This is a genomic window from Streptomyces taklimakanensis (assembly GCF_009709575.1).
GTDB lineage: Bacteria > Actinomycetota > Actinomycetes > Streptomycetales > Streptomycetaceae > Streptomyces > Streptomyces taklimakanensis.
Genome location: NZ_WIXO01000001.1, coordinates 593,677 through 616,100, shown reverse-complemented (window position 1 = coordinate 616,100; position 22,424 = coordinate 593,677). Strand labels below are relative to the sequence as shown.

The 22,424-nt window shown below is 72.9% G+C and carries 14 protein-coding genes; 6 read left to right on the top strand and 8 right to left on the bottom strand.

Features of this window, described 5'->3' with window-relative positions; all coding sequences use genetic code 11:
• The first annotated feature begins 217 nt into the window (after positions 1-217).
• The gene (locus F0L17_RS02615) at positions 218-4,753 is read left to right on the top strand and encodes a cation-translocating P-type ATPase (RefSeq protein ID WP_155069733.1); all 4,536 of its coding nucleotides are present in this window, start codon (positions 218-220) and stop codon (positions 4,751-4,753) included.
• 159 nt (positions 4,754-4,912) lie between these two features.
• On the opposite strand, the gene F0L17_RS02610 is transcribed toward F0L17_RS02615, so the two are convergent.
• The 7 genes from F0L17_RS02610 to F0L17_RS02580 form a co-directional block, all read right to left on the bottom strand.
• Positions 4,913-5,362, bottom strand: a complete 450-nt coding sequence (locus tag F0L17_RS02610) for an SRPBCC family protein (RefSeq protein ID WP_155069731.1) — start codon at positions 5,360-5,362, stop codon at positions 4,913-4,915.
• Between the two features lie 97 nt (positions 5,363-5,459).
• On the bottom strand, positions 5,460-6,344 hold the full coding sequence (locus tag F0L17_RS02605) for an SDR family oxidoreductase (RefSeq protein WP_155069729.1): 885 nt from the start codon (positions 6,342-6,344) through the stop codon (positions 5,460-5,462).
• 244 nt (positions 6,345-6,588) lie between these two features.
• Positions 6,589-7,008, bottom strand: a complete 420-nt coding sequence (locus F0L17_RS02600) for a DUF2795 domain-containing protein (RefSeq protein ID WP_155069726.1) — start codon at positions 7,006-7,008, stop codon at positions 6,589-6,591.
• A gap of 132 nt (positions 7,009-7,140) precedes the next feature.
• Positions 7,141-8,853 carry an aa3-type cytochrome oxidase subunit I gene (gene ctaD, locus F0L17_RS02595; protein ID WP_155069724.1) on the bottom strand — a complete coding sequence of 571 codons (1,713 nt, stop codon included), beginning with the start codon at positions 8,851-8,853 and terminating at the stop codon, positions 7,141-7,143.
• Between the two features lie 274 nt (positions 8,854-9,127).
• Positions 9,128-10,237 (bottom strand): CPBP family glutamic-type intramembrane protease, encoded by a 1,110-nt coding sequence (locus tag F0L17_RS02590; RefSeq protein ID WP_155069722.1) that lies wholly within the window; start codon positions 10,235-10,237, stop codon positions 9,128-9,130.
• Between the two features lie 264 nt (positions 10,238-10,501).
• Positions 10,502-12,961 (bottom strand): SpoIIE family protein phosphatase, encoded by a 2,460-nt coding sequence (locus tag F0L17_RS02585; RefSeq protein ID WP_162465694.1) that lies wholly within the window; start codon positions 12,959-12,961, stop codon positions 10,502-10,504.
• Between the two features lie 164 nt (positions 12,962-13,125).
• The gene (locus tag F0L17_RS02580; RefSeq protein ID WP_162465693.1) at positions 13,126-14,550 is read right to left on the bottom strand and encodes a GntT/GntP/DsdX family permease; all 1,425 of its coding nucleotides are present in this window, start codon (positions 14,548-14,550) and stop codon (positions 13,126-13,128) included.
• 792 nt (positions 14,551-15,342) lie between these two features.
• Between F0L17_RS02580 and F0L17_RS02575 the strand changes: the two genes are divergently transcribed.
• On the top strand, positions 15,343-16,329 hold the full coding sequence (locus tag F0L17_RS02575) for a glycoside hydrolase family 6 protein (protein ID WP_155069717.1): 987 nt from the start codon (positions 15,343-15,345) through the stop codon (positions 16,327-16,329).
• 32 nt (positions 16,330-16,361) lie between these two features.
• Positions 16,362-16,802 (top strand): DoxX family protein, encoded by a 441-nt coding sequence (locus F0L17_RS02570; protein ID WP_155069715.1) that lies wholly within the window; start codon positions 16,362-16,364, stop codon positions 16,800-16,802.
• Between the two features lie 75 nt (positions 16,803-16,877).
• On the opposite strand, the gene F0L17_RS02565 is transcribed toward F0L17_RS02570, so the two are convergent.
• Positions 16,878-18,164, bottom strand: a complete 1,287-nt coding sequence (locus tag F0L17_RS02565; RefSeq protein WP_162465692.1) for an ROK family protein — start codon at positions 18,162-18,164, stop codon at positions 16,878-16,880.
• A 394-nt stretch (positions 18,165-18,558) separates the two neighbouring features.
• On the opposite strand from F0L17_RS02565, the gene F0L17_RS02560 reads away from it, so the two are divergent.
• From F0L17_RS02560 to F0L17_RS26950, 3 genes are all read left to right on the top strand, one after another.
• A complete protein-coding gene (locus F0L17_RS02560; RefSeq protein ID WP_155069713.1) occupies positions 18,559-20,244 on the top strand; it encodes an ABC transporter substrate-binding protein in 1,686 nt (561 codons plus the stop codon).
• 90 nt (positions 20,245-20,334) lie between these two features.
• Complete coding sequence (locus tag F0L17_RS02555) at positions 20,335-21,324, top strand: ABC transporter permease subunit (protein ID WP_162465691.1); 990 nt, start codon at positions 20,335-20,337, stop codon at positions 21,322-21,324.
• Positions 21,325-21,342: 18 nt separating this feature from the next.
• Complete coding sequence (locus F0L17_RS26950) at positions 21,343-22,419, top strand: ABC transporter permease (protein ID WP_338017927.1); 1,077 nt, start codon at positions 21,343-21,345, stop codon at positions 22,417-22,419.
• Positions 22,420-22,424: the final 5 nt, after the last annotated feature.

The following is a 22,424-nucleotide window of genomic DNA, read 5'->3' as shown; positions in this document are numbered from 1 at the left end:
TCGACGCTCCGGAGTTCCCGCTCGCGGCGCGGCGACACGTGAACCGGACGGCCGACTTGCCCGTGGGCTCGTCGAGATCGGTGGGGTGGCGCGGGTGTGAACCGGGCCGAAGGGGTGAACTCGGGAGCGTGCCGATCCGTGAGGAAATCCGCTGTGGTCCCGGACCGGGGAGGGCGAGCGCTCGCCCTCCCCGGTCCGGGATCGGAAAGGGCCGCCGATGTCACCGTTGCCGGGTCTGAACGCTCTGGTGCCGCCCGTGTCCGGGCTGCTCCCGCGGGGGGTGACGGCCGGGCTGCGGGAGGCGGTGGACGTCGCGGGTGGGATGGCCGGGCACCTCGTGGGGCTGCCCCGCAGGGGCGTGTGGTCCCGACCGGGGCGCTGTCACATCGTCGTCCACGGGGTCCACACGCCGGACGGCGAGCGGATCGCCCGGCGTGTGGAGCGCGCGCTGGAGAGGCACCCCGGAGTGCTGTGGGCGCGGGTGAACGCCCCCTCGGGTCGGGTGGTGGTGGCGCTGGCCTCGCCTCCTCCGCCCGAGCGGGAGCTGATCGACCTGGTGGAGCGCGCCGAGAGCGGCACCGGGCACGAGCCCTGCGAGGGGGACGAGCACGGGGAGTGGTGCCTGGAGCCCCACCACCCCTGTGAGGGACCGCGCACCGGCCAGTCGGTCTCGGCGCTGGCGGCGGACGTGGCGGGGCTGGCGCTGTCCACCCTCAACCGGGTGGCCCCCTGGACCCCGCTGCCACCGGAGGTGGCCGCCCTCACGGGAGCCGTCGCCCGGCACCCGAGGCTGCGGGAGCTGGTCTCCAGGGGGCTGCACGACCCCGAGCAGGCCGAGTCGCTGCTGCCGGTGGCCACCGCGCTGGCCCAGGGCGTGGCGACCCGCGGCGGAGGGCTCGTGCTGGACGTGGTCCAGCGCCTGGCCCAGTGGCGGGAGGCGGACGCCCACCGCCGGGCGTGGGAGGCGGCCGAGCCGCGGCTGGTGCGCGGCCCGGAGGACGCCGCGGCCGACCCGATCGCGGTGGAGCGCCCCGTCCCGGCCCCCGGCGACGCCGCCGACCGCTACGCCGAGCGGTCGATGGCGTTGGGGGCCCTCGCCGGAGCGGCCGCGGCGCCGTTCGCCGGTCCGCGGCGCGGGCTGGCGGTGGCTCTCTCCGGGGTGCCCAAGGCCCCCGACGCGGGGCGGGAGGGGTTCGCCACCGCGCTCGGCCGGGCCCTGGCCCTGCGTGGCGCCACCGTCATGGACCGGGGCGTGCTGCGGCGGCTGGGGCAGATCGACACCGTCCTGCTGGACGAGGAGGCCCTCAGCGGCAGTCGTCTGGAGCCGTTCGACCTGGTCCCGCTCGGGGGCGCGGATCCGAAGGAGACGGCCGAACGGCTCTTCGCCCTCCGGAGTGCCGAGGGTGCAAAGGGCCCGGGGGACTCGGAGGAGCCCCCGTCGGACGGGGACGCGACCGGGGTGCGCCGCGACGGGGACGGCTGGGTGCTGGGGCCGCTGGAGGAGCTGGAGCTGACCGGCCGCAAGGGCGTCCGGGCCGCGCGCCGGCTGCGGGAGCAGGGCGCCGAGCGGGTGCTGGGCCTGGCCCGGAACGGGCGCCTGGCGGCTGTGGCGGGCCTGGCCCGGCAGAAGGCGCCCGGCGCGGACGCGGTGGCGGCCGCCGCGCGGCGCGCCGGGGCGCGTGTGGTGCTCGCCAGCGATCGTCCCGAACCGCTGTTCGGCTTCGCCGACGCCGTCGTTCCCGGTGGGAGCCGTCTCACCGCCTCCCTGCGCGGCATGCAGACGGACGGCGCGGTGGTGCTGTTGGTCTCCGGCGACCGGCGCGCGCTGGCCGCCGCCGACTGCGGCCTCGGCGTGCACCGGGAGGACGAACCGACGGCGTGGGGCGCGCACATCCTGGTGGGCACGGACCTGGAGTCGGTCGGGCTGGTCGTGGACGCGGTGGGCGTGGCCGCCCAGGTCGACCACGAGAGCCGTTTCCTGGCCGCGGGCGGCAGCGGGGTCGGCGCCGTCGCGGCCCTCCAGGCCCGCGGCGGACAGTCGACGGCCCGGGGCGCCGCCGCGGGCACCGCCGCCGGGACCGCGGCGTTCTGCCTGGGCACCTGGCGCGCCCGGCAGTTGCTGGCCCGCCCCGTCACCCCGCCGGTGGAGACCACGCCGTGGCATCTGATGCCCGCCGACCGCGTCCTCGGACGGTTGGGCGTCACCGAGGAGGGGCTGAGCCGCGAGGAGGCCGAGGAACGGGCCGGGCGGGACACCACCTCCGAGCAACCGACGCGCATCGGACTGCCCGCGGCGTTCGTCGAGGAGCTGGCCAACCCCCTCACCCCGGTGCTCGCGGCGGGCGCCGCCCTGTCGGCGGCCGTGGGCTCGCGGACCGACGCCGTGCTGGTGGCCGGGATCACCGGGACGTCCGCGCTGGTGGGCGCCGTACAGCGGGTGCGGACCGACCGGGCCCTGGAGGAGCTGTTCGCCCGTTCCGCGATCGGCGCGCGGGTGCGCAGGGGCGGCGTCGAGCGTCTGGTGGCCGCCGGGGACCTGGTCGTCGGGGACGTCGTCGTGCTGCGCTCCCAGGAGGTGGTGCCCGCGGACTGCCGGCTGCTGCGGGCCGAGGGGCTGGAGGTCGACGAGTCCTCCCTGACGGGCGAGTCCCTGCCGGTCGCCAAGGACCCGGCACCGGTGGTCGCCGCGCAGATCGCCGACCGCCGCTCCATGCTCTACGAGGGCACCACCGTCTCGGCGGGCACCGCGGTGGCCGTGGTGGTGGCCACCGGGTCGGCCACCGAGGTCGGCCGCAGCCTGGCCACCGCCCGGCAGAAGGCCCCGACGACCGGAGTGGAGTCCCGGCTGACCGGCCTGACCAAGACCAGCCTGCCGCTGGCGCTCGGCTCGGCGGCGGCGGTCGCCGGGGCCGGCCTGCTGCACGGCCACCGGCTGGCCGACACCCTCGCCTCCGCGGTGAACCTGGCCGTCGCCTCCGTGCCCGAGGGGCTGCCGCTGCTGGTCAACGCCGCGCAGCTGGCCGCCGCCCGGCGGCTGGCCGACCACGGCGCCCTGGTCCGCAACCCCCGCACGATCGAGGCGCTCGGCCGCGCCGACGTGCTGTGCTTCGACAAGACCGGAACCCTCACCGAGGGCGACCTCCAACTCGCCACCGTCAGCGACGGCGAACGCGATCTGCCCGCCGACCGGCTCGACGCTCCCTGCAAGCAGGTGCTGGGCGCCGCGCTGCGTGCCACCCCGCCCGCCCGCGCCTCCGAGCCCATGGAGCACCAGACCGACCGGGCGGTGGTGGTCGGGGCCCGACGCGCGAAGGTCGCCGTGCGTCAGGGCGCGCCGCAGTGGCGGCGCACCGACGCCCTGCCGTTCGAGTCGTCCCGCGCCTACCACGCCACCGCCGGTCGCACCTCGCGCGGGCCGCTGCTCAGCGTCAAGGGCGCGCCCGAGAACGTGCTGGAGCGCTGCGCCCGGCGGCGCGGCGGGGGAAGGGAGGAGGAACTCGACGCCTCGGCCCGGCGGCGGCTGACGGAGACCGCCGAGGAGTTGGCCGGTGCCGGCCGGCGTGTCCTGGCCGTGGCCGAGCGTCCGCTGCGCGAGGACGAGGACCTCACCGACGAGGCCGTCGACGACCTGACCTTCCTGGGCTTCGTCACCCTGGCCGACCCGGTGCGCTCCGGCGCCGCGCCGGCGACCGCGCGGCTGCGCGCGGCCGGGGTGCAGACGGTCATGCTCACCGGCGACCACCCCGCCACCGCCGACGCCATCGCCGCGACCGTCAGCGAGGACCCCGACCAGAAGGTGTGCACGGGCGCCGAGATCGACGCGTTGGACGACGACGCGCTCGACGAGCTGCTGCCCACCCTGGACGTCATCGCCCGGTGCAGCCCCCACCACAAGGTCCGCATCGTCCAGGCGTACCAGCGCATCGGTCGGGTGGTGGCGATGACCGGCGACGGCGCCAACGACGCCCCCGCCATCCGGCTGGCCGACGTCGGCATCGCCCTGGGGCGCCGCGGCACTCCCGCCGCCACCGCCGCCGCCGACCTGGTGGTCGGCGACGACCGGCTGGAGACGATCATCGCCGCGCTGCTGGAGGGCCGTGCGATGTGGGGCTCGGTCCGCGACGCGCTGGCCATCCTGGTCGGCGGCAACCTCGGCGAGGTCGCCTTCAGCGTGCTGGCCGCCTCCCTGACCGGCTCCTCGCCCCTCAACGCCCGGCAGATCATGCTCGTCAACCTCCTCACCGACCTCGCCCCGGCGCTGGCCATCGCGGTGCGCGAACCCGCGGCGCAGGAGGCCGGCGAGCGGCTGTTGAGCGAGGGGCCCGACCGTTCCCTGGGGGCCGGGCTGAACCAGGAGGTGCTGCTGCGCGGCGCCACCACCACGCTCGGCGCCGGACTGGCCTGGGGGGCCGCCCGGCTCACCGGGCGGCGGCGGCGGGCGAGCACGGTCGCCCTGGCGTCGGTGGTCGGCACCCAGCTCGCCCAGACGCTGCTGACCGGCGGCCTGGACCGCAACGTGTTGCTGGCCGGGGTCGGGTCGGCCGCGGCCCTGGTGGGCGTCATCCAGACGCCCGGGGTGAGCCAGTTCTTCGGCTGCACTCCGCTGGGGCCCGTCGGCTGGGGCATCACCCTCGGCTCGATCACCACGGCCACGGTGCTGGGTACCGCCGCGACGCCGTTGGTGCGCCGGTTGGTGCCGGACGTGCCGGACGTGCCGGACGAGCGGGGGAGCGGGCCCGACGGGGCGGAGTGACCCGGTGGCCCGGTGTGGCCGCCCCCTCCCGGGAGGGGGCGGCCACACCGGGCCGCATGGGGTGCGTGACGCACGAAGCGGCGGTCCGGACGCCCTTGACGTCCGGACCGCCGCCTCACGGGGGTGGGGCGAGGAGAGGAACCCCGCCCCCGGGTCGGGTCAGACCTGACCCCGCCAGGCGCCCGTCTCCCTGCCGCGCTCCTCGATGAACTCCTTGAACCGCTCCAGGTCGCCCTTGACGCGGTGGCGGACCACACCGAGCTTGTCGCCGACGGTGTCGGTGAGGCCCTTTGGGTCGTGCTCCATCTGGAGCATCACCTTGGTCCGGCTGTCGTCGAGGCGGTGGAAGGTGACCACACCGGCCTGCTTGGCCTCGCCGTCGACCGTCGTCCAGGCCACCCGCTCGTCGGGGATCTGCTCGGTGACGCGGGCGTCGAACTCCCGCTGGGCACCGCCGACCTTCGTCACCCAGTGGGTCAGCGTGTCCGTCTTCTGCTCGACCCGCTCGACGCCCTCCATGAACTCGGGGAAGGTCTCGAACTGCGTCCACTGGTCGTACGCGGTGCGCACCGGGACGTGAACCTCGATCGACTCCTCGACCTTGGACATCCGGCATCCCTTCTCTCGCTGTTGGGGATGTTTCGTGCTACTTCGTTCCGTAGGCTTCCGCTTACCCGGGTGGGCGGCGGCCATGCGGGTGAACTCGCTACGGCAGGGGGGTGCCGCCGGTGGCGTTGACGATCTCGGCGGTGATGTAGCTCGCCTCCTGGGAGGCCAGGAAGACGTAGGCGGGGGCCAGTTCGGCGGGCTGGGCCGGCCGGCCCAGCGGGGACTGCTTGCCGAACTCCGAGGTGTCGGGCAGCGTCGAGGGGATCAGCGGCGTCCACACCGGTCCCGGGGCCACGGCGTTGACCCGGATGCCCCGCTCGGCCAGGTTCTGCGCGAGCCCCTGGGTGAAGGCGGTGATGGCGCCCTTGGTGGTGGCGTAGTCCAACAGGTGGGCGCTGGGCTTGTACCCCTGCACGGAGGTGGTGTTGATGATGCTGCCGCCCGCGGGGATGTGCGGCAGGGCCATCTTGCACAGCCAGAACATGCCGTACAGGTTGGTGCGCATCGTCCGGTCGAACTGCTCGGTGCTGATGCCCTCGATGCCCTCGGACTGCGCCATCTGGAAGGCCGCGTTGTTCACCAGGACGTCGACGCGGCCGAACTCCGCCACCGCCCGGTCGACCAGACGGCGGCACTCGGACTCCTCGCGGATGTCGCACAGCAGGGGCACCGCCTTCCGCCCCGCCTCCTCCACCAGCCGCGCCGTCTCGCGGGCGTCCTTCTCCTCCTCGGCGAGGTAGGTGAACAGCACGTCGGCGCCCTCCCTGGCGAAGGCGAGCGCCACGGCGCGGCCGATGCCCGAGTCGCCGCCGGTGACGATGGTCTTGCGGTCCGTCAGGCGCCCGCTGCCCCGGTAGGACGACTCGCCGTGGTCGGGCTCCGGGTCCATGCGTTCGGTCAGGCCCGGGTGCGGCTGGTCCTGCTGGGGGAAGTCGGGGCGCGGCTGTGCCTGGGTCGGGTCCTGCTGTCCGTGGTCGTTCATGTGGGTCCTTCTTCTCCCTGTCCTCGTGTCCTCGTGGGTGGTGGGTCCGTGCTCGCGGGTGACCGGGGGCGCGGGTCCGCGCGGCCTTCCGTGTCCCGGGGGCCGCGCCACCCGCCGCCTCCGCTCCGGCTCCCTGGGGAGGGCCGAAGACGGGTGTCCGCCCGGAGCCGGGGGCTCCGGGCGGACACCCGTCCGGGCGCAGGAGGAACGGGGCGGTGCCGTCCCGGTGGCCGTCGCGTCCGCGTCAGGTGCGGTGGGTGACGTCCTCGGTGCCCAGGCCGAGCGCCCGGGCGATGTCCTGGACGTTCCGGAACTCCTGGCCGGCCGGAAGCCGTCCGGCCAGGGACAGCAGCCGGTCGGGTGCGTTGTTCTCGCGCAGCGTGTCCAGTACCGCGTCACGGTCGGCCGGGTAGAGCTCCTTGCCCAGGTGTCGGGCCAGTTCGCTGCGCAGTTCCACGTCGTCCTGGTCCATGCCCGGAGGGGTGCCGCCGGTCAACACGGTGTTCGGCGCGCGGTCCACGTCGGGCTGGTCCTCGGCCGAGGGCTGGAGTTCGTGGTCCTCCTCCATGCGGAGCGACCGGCCCGCGCGGAGCTCGCCCTCCATCTCCTGCTTGAGCTCGTCGTCCCGGGCGGCGCCGGTCTTGTTCTTGCCGTGCGTGGCCATGTCGTCCTCCCGAAGGTTCTGGGCCGTGGTCGACGGAGTGCGTCCACGTCCGTGCACGTCGGGGCGTGTTCCCGGAGGTGACTCGGTTACACCGTTTGCGGACGGTTTGCGATCATTGCTCCGGGTGTCGAGTCACCCCATGTCGCCCTTCCGCTCCGGAGCGGTGTCGGTGATGTCCCTGCGGCCCACGTTCTCCGCCTGGTCGATGGCCGCGACGTCCGGGTGGTGCAGGTCGAAGGCGGGAGCCTCGGAGCGGATGCGGGGGAGGGTGACGAAGTTGTGCCGCGGCGGCGGGCAGGAAGTGGCCCACTCCAGCGAACGGCCGTAGCCCCACGGGTCGTCGACCTCGACCTTCGGCGCGTGCTTCGTCGTCCACCAGATGTTGTACCAGAAGGGCAGGAAGGACATGCCCAGCAGGAAGGCCCCGATGGTGGAGACGGTGTTGAGGGTGGTGAAGCCGTCGGCCGCCAGATAGTCGACGTACCGGCGCGGCATCCCCTCGGCACCCAGCCAGTGCTGGACCAGGAACGTCGTGTGGAAGCCGACGAACAGCGTCCAGAAGGTGATCTTGCCCAGCCGCTCGTCGAGCATCTGACCGGTGAACTTCGGCCACCAGAAGTGGAAGCCGGCGAACATCGCGAAGACCACGGTGCCGAAGACGACGTAGTGGAAGTGCGCCACCACGAAATAGGTGTCCGTCACGTGCCAGTCCATCGGCGGGGAGGCCAGGACGACGCCGGTCAGACCACCGAAGAGGAAGGTGACCAGGAAGCCGATCGCCCAGAGCATCGGCGTCTCGAAGGAGAGCGACCCCTTCCACATGGTGCCGATCCAGTTGAAGAACTTCACCCCGGTGGGAATCGCGATCAGGAAGGAGAGGAAGGAGAAGAACGGCAGCAGCACCGCGCCGGTGGCGAACATGTGGTGCGCCCAGACGGTGAGCGACAGACCGGTGATGGCGATGGTCGCGCCGATCAGGCCGATGTAGCCGAAGATCGGCTTGCGGCTGAAGACCGGGACGACCTCCGTGATGATGCCGAAGAACGGCAGCGCGATGATGTAGACCTCGGGGTGGCCGAAGAACCAGAACAGGTGCTGCCACAGCAGCGCGCCGCCGTTGGACGGGTCGAAGATGTGCGAGCCGAAGGTGCGGTCGGACTGGAGCGCGAAGAGCGCGGCGGCCAGCACCGGGAAGGCCAGCAGCACCAGCACGCTGGTCAGCAGCACGTTCCAGGTGAAGATCGGCATGCGGAACATCGTCATGCCCGGGGCGCGCATGCAGATGATCGTGGTGATGAAGTTGACCGCGCCCAGGATGGTGCCGAAGCCGGAGAGCGCCAGGCCCATGATCACCAGGTCGCCGCCGACCTGGGGGGTGCGGGTGTCGTCGGACAACGGTGTGTACGCCGTCCAGCCGAAGTCGGCGGCCCCGTCGGGGGTGAAGAAGCCGCTCACCACGATCAGCCCGCCGAAGAGGTAGAGCCAGTAGGCGAGCATGTTCAGCCGAGGGAACGCCACGTCGGGCGCGCCGATCTGCAGCGGCATCACCGCGTTGGCGAACCCGGCGAACAGCGGGGTGGCGAAGAGCAACAGCATGATCAGGCCGTGCATGGTGAAGGCCTGGTTGTACTGGTAGTTGGAGAGGATCTGGGTGCCCGGGCGGGCCAATTCGGCGCGAATCACCAGCGCCAGCACACCGGCCAGGGTGAAGAAGGCGAACGACGTGATCAGGTAGAGAGCGCCGATCTTCTTGTGGTCGGTGGTGATCATCCAGTCGACCATCACCTGTCCCAGGGTCTTCTTGCGCTCTTCCTTCTTCTTGAGTTGGTCGGTCTGCACTGTCATGGCCCGTGTCCTCTCGACCCGCCGGGTCGCGCCGGCTCCCCAGCGTGCTCCCAGTCCGTGCCCCGCTGTCCGCTCGGCGCACCCGCCGCGGCGGGTGCGCCGAGCGGCATGTGATGGTTTCCCGGCTCTTGGGTGGGTGTGTAAAGGTATCGATGTTTCTGTTGCCTTCTGTCTTACGCGTGGGAGACGCGTGTGGCAACGGCAGCGACCGTGTGTCCGCATCCCCGACCGCGCCGCATCGGCCGAAGCACCGGGAAACCGGCGGGCCCGCCCCTCACACCCGCCGCGCGCCGTCGTCCCGCGCGCGGCCGCTCTCCGCGCGGCCCTCCGCCCCGGCCGCCGGCGCGAATCGTCCGAACCACACCACGAACGCCGCCCCGGCGCAGATCAGGGCGGCGAGGACGAGGGAGCCCAGAGCCTCGGGGGAGGGAACCAGGGACGCCGCCAGGTCGTAGGCGACGTGCCCGGCGACCAGCGGGGTGAGCCTGCCGGAGCGCAGGTACACCAGGAGGGCGCAGGCCCCCAGCAGGACCAGGGCGACGCCGGGCACCCCCAGGTACAGGTGCGCCGCCACCCTCAACAGCAGGCTGAGCGCGCACAGTACCCACAGCGGCCGTCGGGCGGCCCGTCCCAACACGACCACGGCACCGACCAGCACCATTTCCTCGGCGACCCCCGTGAACAACACGTTGGCCACCATGTCCGCGGGGCCGTTCCACCCCAACGCCGCGCTCTGCGCCCGGTCCAGGACGGGCAGCCAGGGGGCGGTCTCGGGCAGCCCCAACCGGAGCCGAGCCATCCAGGTGACGGTGGTGGAGGCGAGGACGACCACGGCTCCGAACACCGCCACCGCCATCAGCCGCCCGGCGGCGGTGCGCGCACCGTGCGGAGCGACGCCCAACCCCCGCCACCCCACGCCGTGCCGCACGGCCGACTCCCCGCAGAGCCAGGCCAGCGAGGCGGTGGTGGCCAGGCTTCCCACCACCCCCCACGTTCCGCCGGGCCACACCAGGGCGGCGACGCGGCCCGTGACGGCGACGGCCGCCAGGGCGGGGGCCGCGCCCCGGCGGACCGCGCCCCACCGGGACGGACGTGCCCGCACCAGGGTGACCAGCCACCATCCGGCGGCCAGGGAACACAGCAACCGCAGCCAGGGGAGGACGGCGGCGGACCAGGCGTGCACCGGCGCGCCGCAGAGCCGGGCGAAGTCGAGCAGCGAACCGGTGAGCGGCACGGCACAGGTCACCAACAGCAGGAACCACAGGTCGCGTTCCGCCGACCGGGGGTCGGGGCTCCGGGCCCGGAGCGCGGCGGACACCCCCGAGGAAGCACGGGCGGCGCGGTGCGGGGGAACGGCGGCGGTGGCCGGTGGGCTGTGGACCACGGGGGCTCCCGTACGTCGGTGGCGGGTCGGCCGCACTCGGCGGAGCGGCCGTGCCGAGCGGACGGCTCTCCTTGCGCATAGCCGGTCTCGGGCGGACGACACCTTCGGTGACGGTTCCGGCACATGCCGGCGTCCGGTGACGGCGCGTCAGCGGCCCGTACGGGCCCCTCGGGGGCCCGTGGCCGGCACCGTGAGCCGGCGTCAGGGGGAGCGACACGCCGCCCGCGACCGACCGGCGGGCGCGGGCGGCGTGCGCGGGGCTGCTCAGAAGACGCCCAACGGAATCTCCGGCGGCGCGCCCAGCGCCTGCTCGGTCCAGATCGTCTTGCCCGACGGCGTGTAGCGGCTGCCCCAGCGGCGGGCGAGCTGGGCGATGAGGAACAGGCCGCGCCCGCCCTCGTCCGTCAGCCGGGCGCGGCGCAGGTGCGGCTGGGTCTGGCTGGGGTCGGAGACCTCGCAGATCAGGGTCTTGTCCTTGATCAACCGCAACCCGATGGGGGGACCGGCGTAGCGGATGGCGTTGGTGACCAGCTCGCTGACGATCAGTTCGGTGGTGAAGGCCATCTCCTCCAGGCCCCACTCGGCCAACTGGGCGGTGACCAGTTCGCGAGCCTGACGCACCACGGAGGGGTCGGCGGTGAACCGCCACGCCACGGTGGCCCCCTCCGGCAGGGCCTTGACCCGGGCCACCAGCAGGGCCACGTCGTCGGCCGGCGCCTCGGACAGCACGTGGTCGACGGCGGCGCGGCCGATGTCGGCGGGGGAGCCGCCGGCCGCCACGGCGGCGTCCAGGCCGTCGCGCAACAGTCTGAGCTGGCCGTCCTCGGCCCCGTCCTCGGCGTGGGCCAGCAACTCGTTGGTGTAGAAGGCCAACACGCTGCCCGGACCGAGGTGCAGTTCGACGGGTTCGAAGGGCATGCCCCCCACGCCCAGGGCCGGTCCGGGCTTGAGGTCCACGCTGCGGGTGTGCCCCTCGGGGCTGGTCAGCACCGGCGTCGGGTGGCCGGCACTGGCCATCACGCATCGGCCGGTGACCGGGTCGTACACGCAGTACAGGCAGGTGGCCCCGACCACGCCGGAGCCACCGCTGCCGGTGGAGGCCGGCTCGGTGTAGGCCAGCCGGATGACCAGGTCGTCCAGGTGGGTGAGCAGCTCCTCCGGAGGGAGGTCCAGGTCGGCGAGGGTCTGCACGGCCGTGCGCAACCGGCCCATGGTGGCCGTCGCGCCCAGTCCGTGCCCGGCCACGTCGCCGACGACGAAGGCGACCCGGGTGGAGGAGAGCTGGATGACGTCGTACCAGCTTCCGCCCACCCCCGCGGCGGTGCCGGCCGGCACGTACGTCCCGGCGGTCTCCGCCGCGCTGATCTCCATGCCCGCCGGGGGCAGCAGGCTGCGTTGCAGGGTCTCCACGGTGCGCAGCTCGGAGGTGTAGCGCCGGGCGTTCTCCACGCTCAGCGCGGCCCGCGAGGCGATCTCCTCCGCCAGGGGCACGTCGTTGGGACTGAAGGGCACGCGGTCACCCTCCCGCCACATGCCCAGCACGCCCAGGACCCGCCCCCGGGCGTGCAACGGGACGATCAGAGCGGAGGTCGCCGACCGGGGGAACATCAGTCGCTGCCGTTCCGGGTCCGGGTCCAACTGTTCCCGCAGGCTCTCCAGGTCGGGTGCCAGGACGGCCTGGCCGTCGCGGAGTGCCTCGCTCTCCATGTCCCGGGCGCGCAGGACCTCGCCGCGCTGGTACACGCCGGCCGGCCAGGCGCCCCCGGCCGAGGCGGTCGCGATCCGCCGCAGCGGCGTCCCGGAGCTGAAGGGGCCGGGCTCCTGCCCCTGGAGGACCGCCTCGACCAGGTCCACACACGCCAGGTCCGCCAGGTCGGGGACGAGGGTCCCGGTCAACTCCTCGGCGTTGTCGGTGACGTCCAGGGTCTGGCCCAGCCGTCCGGCCGCGGTGTGGAGGAGGGCCAGCCGCCGCCGCGCGATGTGCTGCTCGGTGATGTCGGTGAAGACGGTGGCGACGCCGATGACGCGTCCCTGCGGGTCCTCCAGTCGGAAGCCGGAGGAGGACAGCACCCGTTCCAGCTCCGGGGCGCTCAGCCGCCGCGCCGAGTGCTCCCAGTCGATCAGCGGCTCGCCGGTCTCCAACACCCGCTTCAGCCGTTCGTTGACGGCCGCGGCGTCCTCGGGGACGAGGATCTCCTCGAACCTGGCGCCCCGGGGGGACCGGGAGGCGAGCTCCTCGGCGGACAGGCCGAAGAAGCCGGGGTTGAGGTTGGCACGGGTCACCAGCAGGTCGGCGTCGACGACGAGGAGGCCGATGCGGGTCTGGGTGAACAGCGCGCGGATCAGGGCCTGGTCCTCGGACCAGCGTCGCCCCGCCGCCGAGGGGACGGCGCAGACCAGCAGGCGGGCCCTGCCGTCGGGGGGCAGGAACATCACCTCGGCGTCCACCTCGACCGGCAGTCCGTCCCGGTGCCGCACGAACGTGCGGACCTCCACGGGGTCGGGCCGCCAGGAGTCCTCCTCGTCGATTCTGTCCCACGGGCCGGGGCCGATGACCAGTTCGGCCATCCGTCGACCGTGGAGTTCGTGGACGGGGTGACCGGTCAGGTTCAGCGCCGAGGCCGTGCACTGCAGTACGACTCCGTGTCCGTCCAGCACGAACGCGGCCGCCCCGCTCCGCGGGGAGCCGGGATCGGCGTCGTAGTGGTGCGTGGTCGGATTCACTCGGCTGCCTCGCTCCGGGGAGTGCGACGCTGTTGGGGCCATTCAACCCCGACCGGGATCCGTGCGCATGGCGACGGCGGTCGCGTGCCGGTCCGGTCGGCGCGTGCCGTGGGGACCGGGTACCCCCGAAGCCGGCGCCGCGGGGGTGACGAGCGGGGCACGGCTCAGGTGACCACCCACAGGCCGAGCGCGATCAGGAAGGCCGACAGCCCGAGGGTCGTCTCCATCACCGTCCAGGTCCGCAGGGTGGTCTTGACGTCCATGCCGAAGAAGCGGCTCACCAGCCAGAAGCCGGAGTCGTTCACGTGCGAGAGCACGGTGGCGCCGGCCGCGATGGCCACCACCAGCAGAGCCAGCCGGAAGTCGCTCAGGTTCGCGTCACCGGCCGCTCCCGCGATCAGTCCGGAGGCGGTGGTCAGGGCGACGGTGGCCGAACCCTGGGCGACTCGCAGCAGAGTGGCGATCAAGAAGGCCTGGACGATGAGGGAGATGCCCAGGCCGGACAGGGATCCGCTGAGGGCGGCCCCGATTCCGGAGAGTTCCAGCACACCGCCGAACATGCCACCCGCGCCGGTGATCAGGATGATGGAGCAGATGGGGCCGAGGGCGCTGTCGACGATCTTGCCGACCCTCTCCATCGAGGTCCGCGGCCGTCCCAGCACCAGGATCGCGGTGATGACGGTGATCATCAGGGCCACCGGGGTGAAGCCCAGCAGGGCCAGGAACTCCGCCCAGTCCGTCCCCTCGTCGATGACCCCGGCGGTGATGAGCGTGTTCAGGACGGTGTCGAAGGAGATCAGGACCAGGGGAACCAGCAGCAGCCCCAGGACGGTGCCGAAGGAGGGCGGTCGGTCGCCCAGCCGCTGCGCGTCGGACTCGTCCGCGCGCTCCCCCTCGCTGCGGCCCCGGCCGTCGCGGACCTCGCCGAAGACGGCGTCGGGCAGTGACACCATGACACGGGCTCCCAGGAACCGGGAGACCAGCAGGACACCGACGTACCACGCCACCACCACGACGGGGAGGCCCACCAGGAGGGTGGTGCCGATCTCGCCGCCGAGCACCTCGGTGGCGGCGACCGGACCGGGGTGGGGCGGGACGATGGCGTGCATGGCGGCGAAGGCGCCCGCCGCGGGCAGCGCGTACAACAGCAGCGAACCGCCGAAGCGCCGTGCCACGGTCAGGATGATCGGCAGGAACACCACCAGACCGGCGTCGAAGAAGATGGGGAAGCCGAAGATGAGCGCGGCCACGCCGAGGGCCAGGGGCGCCCGGTGCTCCCCGAACCGGGTGATCAGGGTGTCGGCCAGCACCTGGGCCCCGCCGGTGACCTCCAGCAGCCGGCCGAGCATCACGCCGAAGGCGACCAGGAGGGCAACCGATCCGATGGTGTCGGCGAACCCGAACATCAGCACGTCGGGGATGTCGGCCAGCGGGAAGCCGACCACGAGCGCGGTCACCACGCTCACCAGGACCAGCGACACGAAGGCGTGCAGCTTCACCTTCATGATGAGGAACAGCAACAGGGCCACGGCGCCCGCCGCCATCAGCAGCAGCGTCGTCGTTCCGTAGGCCGGGTCGATCGCTTCCACGAAACCCACTCCATCGGTCTTCGGCGGGGACCACCGGCCGCGGCCGGTGGCGGGGTCGCCCTGGCGTGGCCAGGGGGGGAGTCGTTCCCCAGGTCTGTGACGTTCTGCGGTTGTCCCGCGAGGGAGCGGTTCGGGCAGGACCGCGCCCCCTCGGGGCGGGCCCCCTGCGGGGAGCGGAGTCGTCCACCTCCACATCGGCGGCGGTCCGTCCCGGGGACCACCGGCGGTCGGGGGCACCAGCCACCCTGCCCGGGACCGTCACCCCCTGACAAGCGATGGAGCGGGGAGGGACCGGGGAAGGGCGGTGTGTGGGTGAACACCTCTCCTCCTCGGCTCCGATCAATCCTCCGTCCCGGACCGTTCCCCCACCGTTCTCCCGGACCGGCGCCGGGCGGGGGCCGGGGCCGGTGGCGAGGGGGAACGGTCCGCGCCCCCGGCGTGCCGCTCCGGGGCCCGTCGTTTTCCGCCGTGCGGTTTCCCTTGACGGAACGGGCGGCGTGACTACTCTCGATGGGAGCGCTCCCATGCTGTGTTCCGGGTCACAGGCTCCGGATCGGCGGACGGCGGTCGACGGTCGGCGTCCACCGTGGCCCCGCACCGCCGATCCGGTGATCCGTCCCTCCGGCTCCCCGCGGTCGCGATCCGCTCGCCCGTGTGACATGGGCACACCCTGTCCGGTGCGGTCCGGTCCGATGCGGCCCGGTGCGGCGGCGGACCGGACCGTACGGCTCGGAGCCGTGCCGCCCCGCCGACGCGGGCGGCGTACCACCTTCCCCCCACCGAGGAGTACACATGCTCCGCAAGACCCTTCCGTCGGCGGGCCGCGCGCTCGCGTGGGCGGTCGCCCTGACCGCGGCCGTCGGCGCGGCGCTCGTCGCGCCGAACGACACGGCCCGCGCGGCCGACTCGCCCTACTACGTCAACCCCGACACCCAGGCGGCCCGCTGGGTGGCGGCCAACCCGAACGACCCGCGCGCGGGGGTGATCCGGGACCGGATCGCGAGCGTCCCGCAGGGGCAGTGGTTCACCACGACCAACACCGCCACGGTCCGCGCGGAGGTGGACTCCCTGGTCACCGCCGCCGCGGAGGAGGGCGGGATCCCCATCCTGGTGGTCTACAACATGCCCAACCGCGACTGCGGCGGAGCCAGCGGCGGCGGCGCCGACAGTCACTCTGCCTACCGGCAGTGGATCGACGAGTTGGCCGCCGGTCTGGAGGGCCGCCCGGCCGCCGTCGTCGTGGAGCCGGACGTCCTGGCGCTGATGTCCAACTGCCAGAGCGCGGACCAGCAGGCCCGGACCCGGGAGTCGATGGCCTACGCGGGCAGGGCGCTGAAGGCCGCCTCCTCCCGGGCGAAGGTCTACTTCGACGCCGCCCACTCCAACTGGCACCCCCCGGCCGAGATGGCCGCCCGGTTGAGGGCCGCCGGCATCACCGAGAACGCCGACGGGATCTCCACCAACGTCTCCAACTACAACCGCACGGCCGACGAGGTCGCCTACGCCAAGGCCGTCCTGAACGCGATCGGCTCGCCGGACCTGAACGCGGTGGTCGACACCAGCCGCAACGGCAACGGTCCCGCAGGCGGCCAGTGGTGCGACCCGTCGGGACGGGCGATCGGGACCCCCAGCACCGACCGGACCGGCGACGCGCGGATCGACGCCTTCCTGTGGGTCAAGCTCCCCGGCGAGGCGGACGGGTGCGCGGGCCCGGCCGGCCGGTTCATGCCACAGCTCGCCTACGACATGGCCGTCGCGGCGCCGACAGGGGCTCGGTGAGCGACGGATCGATCGACCGGAGAGGACGACCCATGGGATTACTGGACAGGTGCAGGGACCACGTGCTCGGGCTCTACCGCATGGTGGTGGGTCTGTTGTTCGCCTGCCACGGCGTGGCGACCCTGTTCGACGTGCTCGGCGGACCCGGCGGCGGAGGGGTGCCCGAGGTGGGGCAGTGGCCCTCCTGGTGGGCCGCGGCCATCCAACTCGTCGGCGGTGGCCTGGTGATGCTGGGAGTCGGCACCCGGAGCGCCGCGGTGGTCTGTTCCGGCTCGATGGCGTACGCCTACTTCGTCAGGCACCAGCCCGACGCCCTCTTCCCGATCGAGAACGGAGGGGAGGCGGCCGCGATGTTCTGCTGGTCCTTCCTCCTCGTCGCGGCCCTCGGCCCCGGCGCCTGGGCGCTGGGTTCCCTGTTCGGCCGCAGGGAGCGGGCGGGTGGCGGAGAGCGGGTGCGGGTCATCGCCGCGTGAGCCCCGGCGTCCGCGGTGGGCCGGGGCGAGGGAGGCGCGGGGCGGACCGGCCGCCCCGCGCCGGCCCCGGGTCCCTCAGGCGCCGGCCTGCCGCACGGTGACGGGTTCGGAGTCCGCCAGGTTCTCCGGCAGTCGCGGCCCTTGGCGCAGTGGCACGAGCTCGGACTGCAGCACCATGGCCGCCGCGCCGATCGCGGGAGCGGTGGCGGCGGAACGGGAGAGTCGGACGTCGACGGAGTGGGTCGCGCGGGAGAAGAAGGCCCGGTCCAGCTCCTCCTGCACCACCGGCAGGTACACCGATCCGGCGATCGCCAGGCCGGGACCGGTGAGCACCAGGAGCTCCAGGTCCATGACGTTGGCGAGGGTGCGGGCGGCCACCGCGAGGTAGCGCGCCGAGCGTTCCAGGAGGGCGCGCGCCCCCGGTTCGCCGCGGCGGGCGGCCCGGGTGACGGCGGCGAAGTCCGCGGTCACCGACGCCCGCCGCGGCGAACCGGGGGATCCGTCCAGCCCGGCGGCACGGGCCAGCACCTCGTCGGCGCGGGCCGCGGCGACGACCGCCGCCGGACCGGCCAGCGCCTCCACGCAGCCCCGCGCCCCGCACCAGCACTCCGGGCCGTCCACGGCCAGGCAACTGTGGCCGATCTCGCCGGCGTTGCCGCCGGCGCCGCGGTAGGTCATCCCGTCGATCATCAGGCCCGCGCCGATGCCGGTGCCCATGTACAGGGCGGCGAAGGTGGAGGCGCCTCCGACGCCTCCGGACCAGTGCTCGCCCAGCGCCGCCGCGGTGGCGTCGTTGTCGAACACCACCGGCAGTCCGGTCGCGTCCCGGAGCGCCTCGTCGAGCGGGAAGTCCTCCCAGCGCCGCATCATGGGCGGGGTCAGCCGCATCCCGCTGGCGGGGGAGAGGGGGCCGGGGGAGACCAGGCCCAGTCCGAGCACCCGGTCGCGGCCGACGCCGACGCCGTCGATGAGCGCGTCGACCTCGGCCGCCATGCGCGCGACGACGGTGGGCGGGTCCTCGGCGCCCGCGCCCGCCCGGGTCATCCGGGCGACGACCGAGCCACCGAGGTTGGTGAGGACGTAGGTGAGACCGGCGTGGTCGAGGTGGACCCCGACCGCGTACCGGGACGACTGGTTGAGTTGGAGCAGTACGCGGCGCTTGCCGCCGGTGGACTCGGCCCGCCCGGTCTCCACCACCAGTCCGTCGTCGATGAGGCGGCGCACGACGGTGGAGATCGTCGCCCCCGTGAAACCGGTCGCGTTGACGAGGCCGACCCGGCTGATGGTACCCGCCGCGCGGATCACGTCGAGCACGGCCGCCCTGCTGCTCGCGTGGGCCGTCGCCCGCGCTGGTCCGCTCACTGGTCCTCCGCCCACCCCCGGTCGGGGCGTTCACGCTGTCGCCTGCGGTCCGCGCGGACCGCGCCGCGCCCGTACGGACCGTTAGTTTATTTCCCTATCGAAACGGGGCAAGCGTCCGCCCCGCGCCGCCCCGCACCACGCTCCGTGTCCCCCGTGGTTCCCTCGCGGCTCTCCTCCGGTCCCCTCGGGCCCTCCAGGGCCCTGCGGAGTGCCCGGGTCGGCTCCGGTCGCTCCCGGACGTCGCGTTCGTCTCTGTGACGCGGGGGTGACGCACGAGTATTGACTTTCTTTCTTCGGCGACTTAACAATCGCCCCACATGAGCGACCCGGCCACCGTCGAGGTGGCCGAACGGCACACCGAGGTGCCCCTGCCGCACGAGAGGATCCTTCCACTATGTTCCAGCAAGCAAGACGCCGTCGTACGCGCGTCGCGGCGGCCGGGATGGCCGCGCTCGCCCTGCTGGCCACGGCCTGTTCGCAGTCGGGCGGCAGCGGCGGAGGCAAGGACGAGACCCTCGTGGTCTTCACGGGGCAGGCGGGCGACTACCAGGCCAACTTCAACCCCTTCTCGCCGACCCTCAACGAGGGGCCGGGCACCATCTTCGAGTCGCTCTTCTACTTCAACCAGGTCCGCGACGAACCCGCCAAGCCGCTGCTGGGGACGGAGTACTCCTGGAACGACGACGGCACCGAGCTGTCGATCACCCTCCGGGACGGGGTCACGTGGTCGGACGGCGAGAAGTTCACCGCCGACGACGTCGTCTTCACGCTGAACATGATCACCAAGCACAAGGCGATGAACGGCACCGGCTACGAGGGCAGGGCCGAGGCCGTCGACGACACCCACGTCAAGATCACCTTCGACGAGCCCTCCTACATGGAGGGCCCACAGATCCTCGGCAAGGTCTTCATCGTCCCCGAGCACATCTGGAAGGACTTCGAGAACCCCGCCACGAACACCGTCACCAAGCCCGTCGGCACCGGGCCGTACACGCTGGCCGACTTCAAGGGACAGGCCTTCACCCTCAGGTCCAACCCCGACTACTGGGACGGTGAGCCCGCCCTCAAGCAGGTCCGCTACATCGCCCTGTCGGGCAACCAGGCCGGCGCCGACGCCCTGAAGGCGAAGAAGATCGACTGGCAGACCGGCCCCGTCCCGGACATGAGGAACGTCGAGGAGAACTACCCCGGCTACAAGGCCGTCACGGTCCCGCTGAACCAGACGGTCCTGATCACCTGCTCCAACGCCGAACTGGGCTGTGAGGGACCGCAGACGGACCCGGCGGTGCGCAGGGCGATCTACTACGCCCTGGACCGCACCCAGATCAACTCCCTGGCCTTCCAGGACACCGGCAGCCAGATCTCCCCCGGGTTCGTGCCGGTGGAGAGCGGCAAGGAGATCATCTCCGGCAAGCTGAAGGAGAGCCTGGCCCCGATGGAGCCCGACGTCTCCGAGGCCACGCGGATCCTGGAGGAGGCCGGCTACACCAAGGGCTCGGACGGCGTCTACGCCAAGGACGGCCGGAAGCTCGCGCTGACGGTCCGGGTCGTCTCCGGTTGGACCGACTACATCACCGCCGTCGACACCATGGCCGAGCAGTTGAAGAAGGCCGGCATCAAGCTGACCGCCCAGCAGTCCTCCTGGAACGAGTGGTCCGAGGCCCGCGGCCAGGGCGACTACGAGCTGGTGATCGACGCGCTGTACCCGGGCCCCACCCCCGACCCGTACTACACCTACAGCTACTTCTTCGGCACCGAGACCACCGCCAGGGTCGGGGAGGCGGCGAACCCGAACTTCGCCCGCTACAGCAACCCCGAGGTCGACAAGGCGCTCCGGGAGCTCAAGAAGGCCTCCCCCGAGGCGACCGGCAAGCGGCAGGCGCAGTACGACGTCATCCAGACCGAGCTGGAGGAGGACATGCCCTACATCCCCGTCCTCACCGCCGGCACCACCAGCCAGTACCACGACGCGAAGTTCGACGGCTGGCCGACGGAGTACAACCTCCACGCCGTACCGGCGGTGTGGAGCCGCCCCGACCAGGCGCAGATCTACAAGGCGTTGAAGCCGGCCGGCGAGTGACCGGTCCCGCCGTGGCGGCCGGGGCGGCCGCCCCGGCGGGACCACAGCGAACGGTTCCCAGGAGAGGCACACAGTGATAGGCGGAAATCGGTGAGGTACTACGCCCGGAAGCTCGGGTTCTACCTCGTCGCCCTCTGGGCGGCGCTGACCCTGAACTTCTTCATCCCGAGGATGATGCCGGGCAATCCGGTGGACACCCTCATGGCGAAGCTGCAACAGCGCGGCGGGGCGACCGACCCGTCGGTCCGCAGATCCTACGAGCTCCTCCTGGGAGCCGACACCGGAGACCCCCTGGTCGTCCAGTACTTCTCGTACCTGGCCAACATGGCCAGGGGCGACCTGGGCATCTCGGTCAGCGTCTTCCCCGCCGAGGTGTCGACCGTCATCGGTGACGCGCTGCCCTGGACGATCGTGCTGGTGGGGATCGCGACCCTGCTCTCCTTCCTGCTCGGCGTCGGTCTCGGTGCCCTCGTCGGCTGGAAGCGCGGCTCCTGGCTCGACTCGCTCATCCCCGCCACCACCGTCCTGGCCGCGGTGCCGTACTTCTGGCTGGCGCTGATCCTGGTCGCGATCTTCGCCTCCGCACTGGCCTGGTTCCCGATCAGCGGCGGTTACGACGTGATCCTGGACCCGGGCTGGAACGGCGAGTTCATCGCGTCCGCCGTCCACCACGGCACCCTCCCCGCCCTGACCATCGTGATCTCCTCGGTCGGCGGCTGGCTGCTGGGGATGCGGAACATGATGGTCTCGACGGTCTCGGAGGACTACGTCCTCACCGCCCAGGCCAAGGGGCTGCGCGAGCGGCGCATCATGACCCGCTACGCCGCGCGCAACGCGGTCCTGCCGTCGGTCGCCGGATTCGCCATCTCCCTCGGCTTCGTGGTCTCCGGTTCGGTCATCACCGAGCAGGTCTTCTCCTACCCGGGCATCGGATCCAGGCTCCTCCAGGCGGTGGAGAACAACGACTACGCCCTGATGCAGGGGATCTTCCTGGTCATCACGGTGGCCGTGCTGGGCGCCAACCTGGTGGTCGACCTGCTGTACGGCCTCATCGACCCCCGTACCCGCGCCGGCCACTGAGAGCGAGGAAACGACACCGTGACGAACATCGACCCGTCCGTCGAGGACACCGGCAGCGCGCCCCCCGACACCCCCGCCGGCACCACGGGTACCGGGCCCGCCCCCCGACGCGCCGAGAGCAGCGGCTGGCGTTCCCTGGTGCCGCGCTGGTCCCCCAAGCTCGGCGTCGGCCTCGGCCTCGTCGTCTCCATCGCCCTCTTCGGCGTCCTCGGACCGATGCTGGTGGGCGATCCCGACACCGTCCGCGACATCGGCATGACCCCGCCCAGCGGCGAGTTCTGGCTGGGGACCACCCAGATCGGCCAGGACGTCCTGGCCCAACTGGCCCACTCCACCCGCGGCTCCCTCCAGATCGGCCTGTTGGTCGGCGTCCTGGCCACCCTGCTGTCCGCGGTCTTCGGCGTCATCGGCGGTTACGTCGGTGGGGCGGTGGACGAGGGCTTCTCCCTGTTCTCCAACGTGATGCTGGTCATCCCCGGCCTGCCGCTGGTCATCGTCATCGCGGGGTTCGTCCCCGTCGAGCAGCGCGGCTGGTGGACCGTCGCGGTGGTGCTGGCGATCACCGGCTGGGCGGCCTCCGCGCGGGTGCTGCGCGCCCAGACCCTCTCCCTGCGCAACCGCGACTACGTCGCCGCGGCGAAGGTGGCGGGCGAGAAGCCCTGGCGCATCGTCTCGGTGGAGATCCTGCCCAACCTCCTGCCCCTGATGGCCTCGCAGTTCGTGTTCGCCGTGATCCTGGCGATCCTCAGCGAGGCCGGCCTGTCGTTCCTGGGACTGGGCGCGTCCAACTCCTCCACGCTGGGCAAGATGCTCTTCTACGCCCAGAACGGCTTCGCCCTCCAGCACGAGGCATGGTGGTGGTTCGGCCCGCCCGGTCTGGTCATCGCGCTGTTCGGCTGCGGCCTCTCTCTGATCAACTTCAGCATCGACGAGATCATCAACCCCAAGCTGCGCACCGTCCCGGCGTCCACCCGCCGCACCCGCCGCGCCCACCGCGCGGCGAGGGCGCGGCGGGCCGCGGGGCCGCGCCGCGTCCGGCCGCCGCGGACCGCGAGCCCGCCGCCCCCGGAGCCGCGGACCGCGAGGCCGTCCTGACGGTC

Excerpts from the sequence above, each read along its gene's own strand:
- F0L17_RS02615 (WP_155069733.1), top strand. The coding sequence starts at position 218 with ATGTCACCGTTGCCGGGTCTGAACGCTCTGGTGCCGCCCGTGTCCGGG.
- F0L17_RS02610 (WP_155069731.1), bottom strand. The coding sequence starts at position 5,362 with ATGTCCAAGGTCGAGGAGTCGATCGAGGTTCACGTCCCGGTGCGCACC.
- F0L17_RS02605 (WP_155069729.1), bottom strand. The coding sequence starts at position 6,344 with ATGAACGACCACGGACAGCAGGACCCGACCCAGGCACAGCCGCGCCCC.
- F0L17_RS02600 (WP_155069726.1), bottom strand. The coding sequence starts at position 7,008 with ATGGCCACGCACGGCAAGAACAAGACCGGCGCCGCCCGGGACGACGAG.
- ctaD (WP_155069724.1), bottom strand. The coding sequence starts at position 8,853 with ATGACAGTGCAGACCGACCAACTCAAGAAGAAGGAAGAGCGCAAGAAG.
- F0L17_RS02575 (WP_155069717.1), top strand. The coding sequence starts at position 15,343 with ATGCTCCGCAAGACCCTTCCGTCGGCGGGCCGCGCGCTCGCGTGGGCG.
- F0L17_RS02570 (WP_155069715.1), top strand. The coding sequence starts at position 16,362 with ATGGGATTACTGGACAGGTGCAGGGACCACGTGCTCGGGCTCTACCGC.
- F0L17_RS02560 (WP_155069713.1), top strand. The coding sequence starts at position 18,559 with ATGTTCCAGCAAGCAAGACGCCGTCGTACGCGCGTCGCGGCGGCCGGG.